This window comes from Nostocoides japonicum T1-X7 (assembly GCF_001046855.1).
Lineage (GTDB): Bacteria > Actinomycetota > Actinomycetes > Actinomycetales > Dermatophilaceae > Nostocoides > Nostocoides japonicum.
In genome coordinates this window covers 4,725,997-4,731,753 of the sequence record NZ_HF570958.1, presented here as the reverse complement: position 1 = coordinate 4,731,753, position 5,757 = coordinate 4,725,997, and the positions used below count along the sequence as shown (strand labels likewise).

Below are 5,757 nucleotides of genomic sequence, written 5' to 3'. Positions count from 1 at the left end.
GCGACGCGGCGGGCGTCGGCGGCGCGGTGGGTGGGGGCGGTGCAGCGTGGCCGGAGGTCCCCGGAGCGGGCTCGCCGCCCTGGGTCCGCTGCTCGGCGACCTTCTCGACACCCTTGGAGGCGCTCTCCCGGGCCTTGGCGATCTTGTCGTGGTACTTGCCGCCGGTCTGCTCGTCGACCTTGGCCGCCGCCTTGTCGAGGAACCCCTCGACCTTGTCGCGGTTCTCGTGCGTCACCTCGCCGACCTTCCCCGCGGCCTGGCGGGTCAGCTTGTCGGCCTGGTCGGCGAGCTCCTCGACCTTCTCCTTGAGGTGCAGCTCATCGACCTTCTCCTTCAGGTGCAGCTCGTCGGCCTTCGCCTTCAGCTTGTCGACGAACGACGGCCTCTCCTCGGTCATCTCGGATCTCCTGCCATCGACGGGTGGTCTACCGGCTCGCGGCCCGGCGCTCCGCTGCGGAGAGCAGTGCCGTCGCCTTCCGTATTGTCGCAAAGGATGCGGGTGTCGGCACAGCCCTGGCCGTGGAGCCGTCGCGAAGGCCCGGCGGGAAGCCGTTGGACCGCGTCGGTGCCGGGGCCCTCCTCGCATACAGCCAGGCCTGGAAGAAGCTGCCGAGGTTCTGGTCCGACATGCCGTTCGCGAGCTCGACGAACTGGCCGATCGTCCCGTTGCCGTACCGGTGCTCGTACGCCCAGGTCCGCATGACCGCGGAGAAGGCGCTCTCGCCGATCCGGGTCCGCAGGGCCTGGAGCGCCATCGCTCCGCGGTCGTAGACCGGCCCCTCGAACTCGTGGTGCGCGCCGGGGTTGCCGATCGGCAGCGTCCAGAACTCCGTGTCGGCGCGGTAGAAGTCCCAGTACGCCGCGAAGATGTCGGCGGCTCTCCCCTCGCCGTGCTCCTCCGACCAGAGCCACTCGGTGAAGGACGCGAAGCCCTCGTTGAGCCAGATGTCCTTCCAGTCGTGCACCGACACCGAGTCGCCGTACCACTGGTGCGCGAGCTCGTGGACGACGACGTAGATGTTCGGGCCGCCGCTCCAGAACCCCCGGGTGTAGACGGGCCGGGTCTGGTTCTCCAGGGCGAAGCCGAAGTCGGCGGCCGGCGCGACGCCGCCGAGCGCGTCGAAGGGATACGGCCCGTAGTGCGAGGCCTCCCAGTCGATGATCTCGGGGGTTCGCGCGAGGTCGGCCGCGGCATACCGGCCCTCGGAGCCGCCGTTCGACGCGACGGCCGTCACGACGGGCATCCCGTTCGCCGTGCGACCCTTGGTGATGTCGAACTGGCCGACGACGAAGAACGCGAGATAGGGCGCCATGGGCCGGTTCTCGCGCCAGTGCCACGTGCGGTTCGCGCCCTTCACGGCGTTCGACACGAGGACGCCGTTGCCGAGGACCTCGAGGCTCCTGCGCGTCGTGACCGAGACGTCGAAGGTCGCCTTGTCCCGCGGGTGGTCGTTCGAGGGGTACCACCAGGCGGCGATCTCCGGCTCGCCGACGGCGGCGGCGCCGTCGGCCGTCCGGATCCATGGTGAGATGCCGTCGTCGGAGATGGCCGAGGGGACACCGGCATACGTCACCGTGACCGTCATGGGGTCGCCCTTGGCCAGGGCTCTCGCCGGCGTGACGACGAGCTCGTGGGGCCGCTGACGGAATGCCGCCTTCCGGCCGTTGACCGTCACCGTGCGGGCGGCGAGAACGAGGTCGAGGTCGAACCGCTGCAGGGTCTGGGTCGCCGTCGCGGTGATCGTCGTCCGTCCGGTCAGCCGGTCGGTCGGCACGTCGTAGGTGACGCCGATGTCGTAGTGCGCGACGTCGTACCCGCCGTTGCCGTAGTCCGGGTAGTACGGGTCCCCGATGCCGGGTGCGCCGACGCCCGGCGGGGCTGCCGCCGCCAGGCCCGTGGTGAGGGCGAGGGCCGCTCCCGTGGCGAGACCGACCGTGACGGTGCGCGCGCGACGTGGCATGGATCCTCCTGGCCCGCTGACGGCGACCCCTCCAGATCGCCCGCCCACCACACAAGCACAGGTCGTCGCGGGTCGCACGCCGGAGGGACCCCGCCCCGCGGGTGGTTCGATCAGGCGAAGGTCGCGAGCGAGCGGAGGGCCTCGCGCATCGCGCTGCCCTGGTCGACGACGGCCCGGCGGACCGCGGGGCTGAGGTCCGGGTCGGTGACGACCCGCTCGATGGTCCGCAGCACGTCCTCGGAGACGAGGCGGGAGGGGTAGGCGAGCGTCGCGACACGGGCGAGGGCGTCCTCGCCGAGCCAGCCGGACAGGGGCGGGATGTCCGTCGCGTAGCGCGCGGCATACGGCAGGAGCAGGTCGCGCGACCCACTGGCCCAGAACCCCTCGGCGAGTGCGTTGAGCTCGTAGTTGCTCCGCTCCCGGTTCGTCGTGAGCTCCGACCACGCCCATGCCTTGGCCTCCGGGTCCGGCCGGGCCGCCCGCGCCGTGAGCGACGCGAGGTGCCCGGTCAGCGTGTCGTCGGCCGCCCGGAAGTCCTCGATGGCCGCGTCGTCGACGAGGCCGAGCTGGGCCAGCCGGCGGACGACGAGCCAGCGCAGGTCCCGGTCGTCCCCGAAGCCGTCCGGGAGTCCCTCACCCCGCGACCACGACCGCAGCAGGTCCGGATCCGACGTCGCGCGGGACCAGGCGCGCAGACCCTCGACGACCGTCCCGCCACCCCGGTCGACGAGGCGGCGGGCGGCGTCGGCCACCGCATCGAGGGCACCCGGCCGCTCCTCCACGGGCAGGAAGCACGGCACGGTCCGCGCGAGGACCCGGCCGGCCACGGCGGTGAGGATCGACGCCTCGGTCTCCACCGGCCAGGCCGCCGCGAACACCCGGAGGAGATGCCGCGGGTCGACCGTGCCGAGGCATACCCCGTCGCCGAGGGCGGTCCACACGACGGCACGGGCCTGCGCGTCAGGCACGGTCCCGAGCCGCTCGGGGAGGGCCGCGAGGGTGCCCGGGTCGAGGTCCACGGTGGCCCACGTGAGGTCCGAGACGTTCGGGACGACGACCTGCGCCGGCCGGATGCCCGCGACCGTCACGGCGTCCGCGTCGATCCGCACGGGAAGCCGCCACGACGCCTCGCCGTCGTCGAAGCCCGCGACGTCGAGGGTGTGCGGGCGGTCGGCCGGGTGGGCCGCCGGCACCTGTCGCGTGACCCGGCCGGCGGCGGGGTCGACGGCGATCGTGTCGACCCCGGCCGTCTCCAGCCAGGCCCGGCTCCACGACCCGAGCTCGATCCCGGACGCCTGCTCCATCGCGTGGAGGAAGTCGGCGAGCGTGCCGTTGCCGTAGGCGAACTCGTTCAGGTATGCCGTGATGCCCGCGACGAACGCGTCGTCGCCGATGTGCGCGATGAGCTGGCGCAGGGCCGCCGAGCCCTTGGCATACGAGATGCCGTCGAAGTTCTGCAGCGCGGTGCGTCCGTCGGGGGCGGGAGATCCCGCGACCGGGTGCGTGCTCGGGGTGCGCTCCGTCGCATACCCCCAGGCCTTGCGGGTGACCGTCGCGTCGACCCAGGCCTCGGTGAACTCGGTGGCGGCGTGGAGGGTCCGGTGGCTCATGTACTCGGCGAACGACTCGTTGAGCCACAGGTCGTCCCACCAGCGCATCGTCACGAGGTCGCCGAACCACATGTGCGCCATCTCGTGGGCGATCGTGTTGCTCCGCAGGAGGATCTGGTCGCGGCTCACGGCCCCGCGGTAGACGTACTGGTCCCGGAAGACGACGCATCCGGGGTTCTCCATCGCGCCGGCGTTGAACTCCGGCGCCCACACCTGGTGGTACTCGCCGAAGGGGTACCGGATGCCGAAGAGCCCGTGGTAGTAGTCGAACGACTGCCGGGTGATCTCGAAGATCTGCTCGGCCTGGGCCTCGAGCGGCCCGCGGAGCGAACGCCGGGCGTGGAGACCGAGGGGTATGCCGTCGTGCTCGGTGCGCACGCTCGCCCACGGCCCGGCACAGACGGTGACGAAGTACGTCGCGAGGGGACGGGTCGTCGCGAGGCTCCAGCGGCCCGGCACGTCCTGCGTCGCCGCACCGTTGCCGAGCACCGTCCAGTCGTGGGGTGCGGTGACCGTCACGGTGTAGGGCGCCTTGAGGTCCGGCTGGTCGAAGCAGGCGAAGACGGTCGGCGCCGCGTCGAGGAAGAGGTGCCCGTAGACGTAGTCCTCGCCGTCGGCGGGGTCGGTCGCCCGGTGCAGGCCCTGACCGTCGTGGGAGTAGCCCATCGTCGCCTCGACGACGAGGACGTTGTCCTCCTCGAGGTCGGTCAGCGGCAGCCGCCCGTCGTCGAGGAGCCCGACGTCGAGGTCCCGGCCGTTGAGCCTCGCCCGGTGCAGGGCCCGCGGCCGGACGTCGACGAAGGTCGTGGCCCCGTTCGGATCGGCCGCCGTCGATGCGGTCGGTGCGACGGAGAAGGCGATCGTCGTCGTCGACCCGAACGTCCTCGCCCCCTGGTCGAGGTCGAGGTCGACGGTCATGGCGGTGACGGTGAGGGACCGGGCGCGGCGCGCGGCCTCGTCCCGGGTGAGCGACGGCATACCGCGGATTGTGGCAGGTCCCGCCCTCAGGACATCACCCTGGCGCTCTGCCACCCAATCGGAGCCTCTGCACCATCACCACCCAGCCACCACCCTGGCGCTCTGGCACCCAATCGGGGTCTCTGCACCACCGTCCAGTGCCACCGTCACCGTCGTGGGGCCGTCGACTGGCGGTCTGCCACCCGATCGGGGCCTGTGCACCACCGTGGACGCGGCCCGGGGCCCGTCCTATCGGATCTGACCGCCGCTGGCCATCGCCTCGAGCCGGGCGACGCGGTCGGCTGTCGGCGGGTGGGTCGACATGAACCGGGAGATGTCCTGCGCACGGAACGGGTTGGCGATCATCATGTGGCTCGCGTTCTGCAGCTGCGGGGTCGGCGCGAGGGGAGCGCGCGCCACTCCCGCCTCGATCTTGCGCAGCGCGGAGGCGAGGGCGAGCGGGTCGCCGGTGAGCTTCGACCCGTCCTCGTCGGCGTCGTACTCGCGCGTGCGGCTGATCGCCATCTGGATGATGACGGCGGCGAACGGTGCGAGGAGGCTCATGACGAGCAGGGCCAACGGGTTCGGGCGGTCGTCGTCGCCGCCGCCACCCCCGAAGATGCTCGCGAACATGAGCATCTGCCCGACCGAGGAGATGACCCCGGCGATGGCGGCCGCGACGGAGCCGGTGAGGATGTCGCGGTTGTAGACATGCATCAGCTCGTGGCCGAGGACGCCCCGCAGCTCCCGCTCGTCGAGGAGCGCGAGGATGCCCTCGGTGCAGCAGACGGCCGCGTTCTGAGGATTGCGTCCCGTGGCGAAGGCGTTCGGCGCCTGCGTCGGGGAGACGAACAGGCGCGGCATCGGCTGGTTCGCCTTCGTCGACAGCTCGCGGACGATGCGGTACATCTGCGGAGCCTGCGCCTCGCTCACCGGGTATGCGTGCATCGCCCGGACGGCGAGCTTGTCGCTGTTCCAGTAGCCGTATGCCGTCGTCGCGACGCCGATGAGCGCGAAGATCCAGATGAACGCGCTGCTGCCCGTCATGCTGGCGACGATGCCGCCGAGGGCGAGCAGGAGGGCCCAGATGCCGCCGAAGAGCATGGCGGTCTTCAGGCCGTTGTGGTGGCTGTGCATGTCCCCTTCAACGTCGAGTGGGCGGCCGGACGTTCCCGCCGCGACCGCGGTCCGAGGTGGTGCACAGACCCCGATCGGGTGCCAGACCGCCA

At 71.8% G+C, this 5,757-nt stretch carries 4 protein-coding genes; all 4 read right to left on the bottom strand.

Going from position 1 to position 5,757, the window contains the following annotated elements; translation table 11 throughout:
• The coding region (locus BN12_RS21475) for an antitoxin (protein ID WP_048555598.1) at positions 1-397 on the bottom strand (397 nt) is incomplete at its 3' end.
• A gap of 28 nt (positions 398-425) precedes the next feature.
• Entirely contained in the window at positions 426-1,961 is a 1,536-nt protein-coding gene (locus tag BN12_RS21470) for a M1 family metallopeptidase (protein ID WP_053080149.1), read from the bottom strand.
• 110 nt (positions 1,962-2,071) lie between these two features.
• On the bottom strand, positions 2,072-4,549 hold the full coding sequence (gene pepN, locus BN12_RS21465; RefSeq protein WP_048555597.1) for an aminopeptidase N: 2,478 nt from the start codon (positions 4,547-4,549) through the stop codon (positions 2,072-2,074).
• A 228-nt stretch (positions 4,550-4,777) separates the two neighbouring features.
• On the bottom strand, positions 4,778-5,665 hold the full coding sequence (htpX, locus tag BN12_RS21460) for a zinc metalloprotease HtpX (RefSeq protein ID WP_048555596.1): 888 nt from the start codon (positions 5,663-5,665) through the stop codon (positions 4,778-4,780).
• Between the last annotated feature and the right edge of the window lie 92 nt (positions 5,666-5,757).

What these genes read in the sequence shown, in the direction of transcription:
- BN12_RS21470 (WP_053080149.1), bottom strand. Translation starts at nt 1,961, where the DNA reads ATGCCACGTCGCGCGCGCACCGTCACGGTCGGTCTCGCCACGGGAGCG.
- pepN (WP_048555597.1), bottom strand. Translation starts at nt 4,549, where the DNA reads ATGCCGTCGCTCACCCGGGACGAGGCCGCGCGCCGCGCCCGGTCCCTC.
- htpX (WP_048555596.1), bottom strand. Translation starts at nt 5,665, where the DNA reads ATGCACAGCCACCACAACGGCCTGAAGACCGCCATGCTCTTCGGCGGC.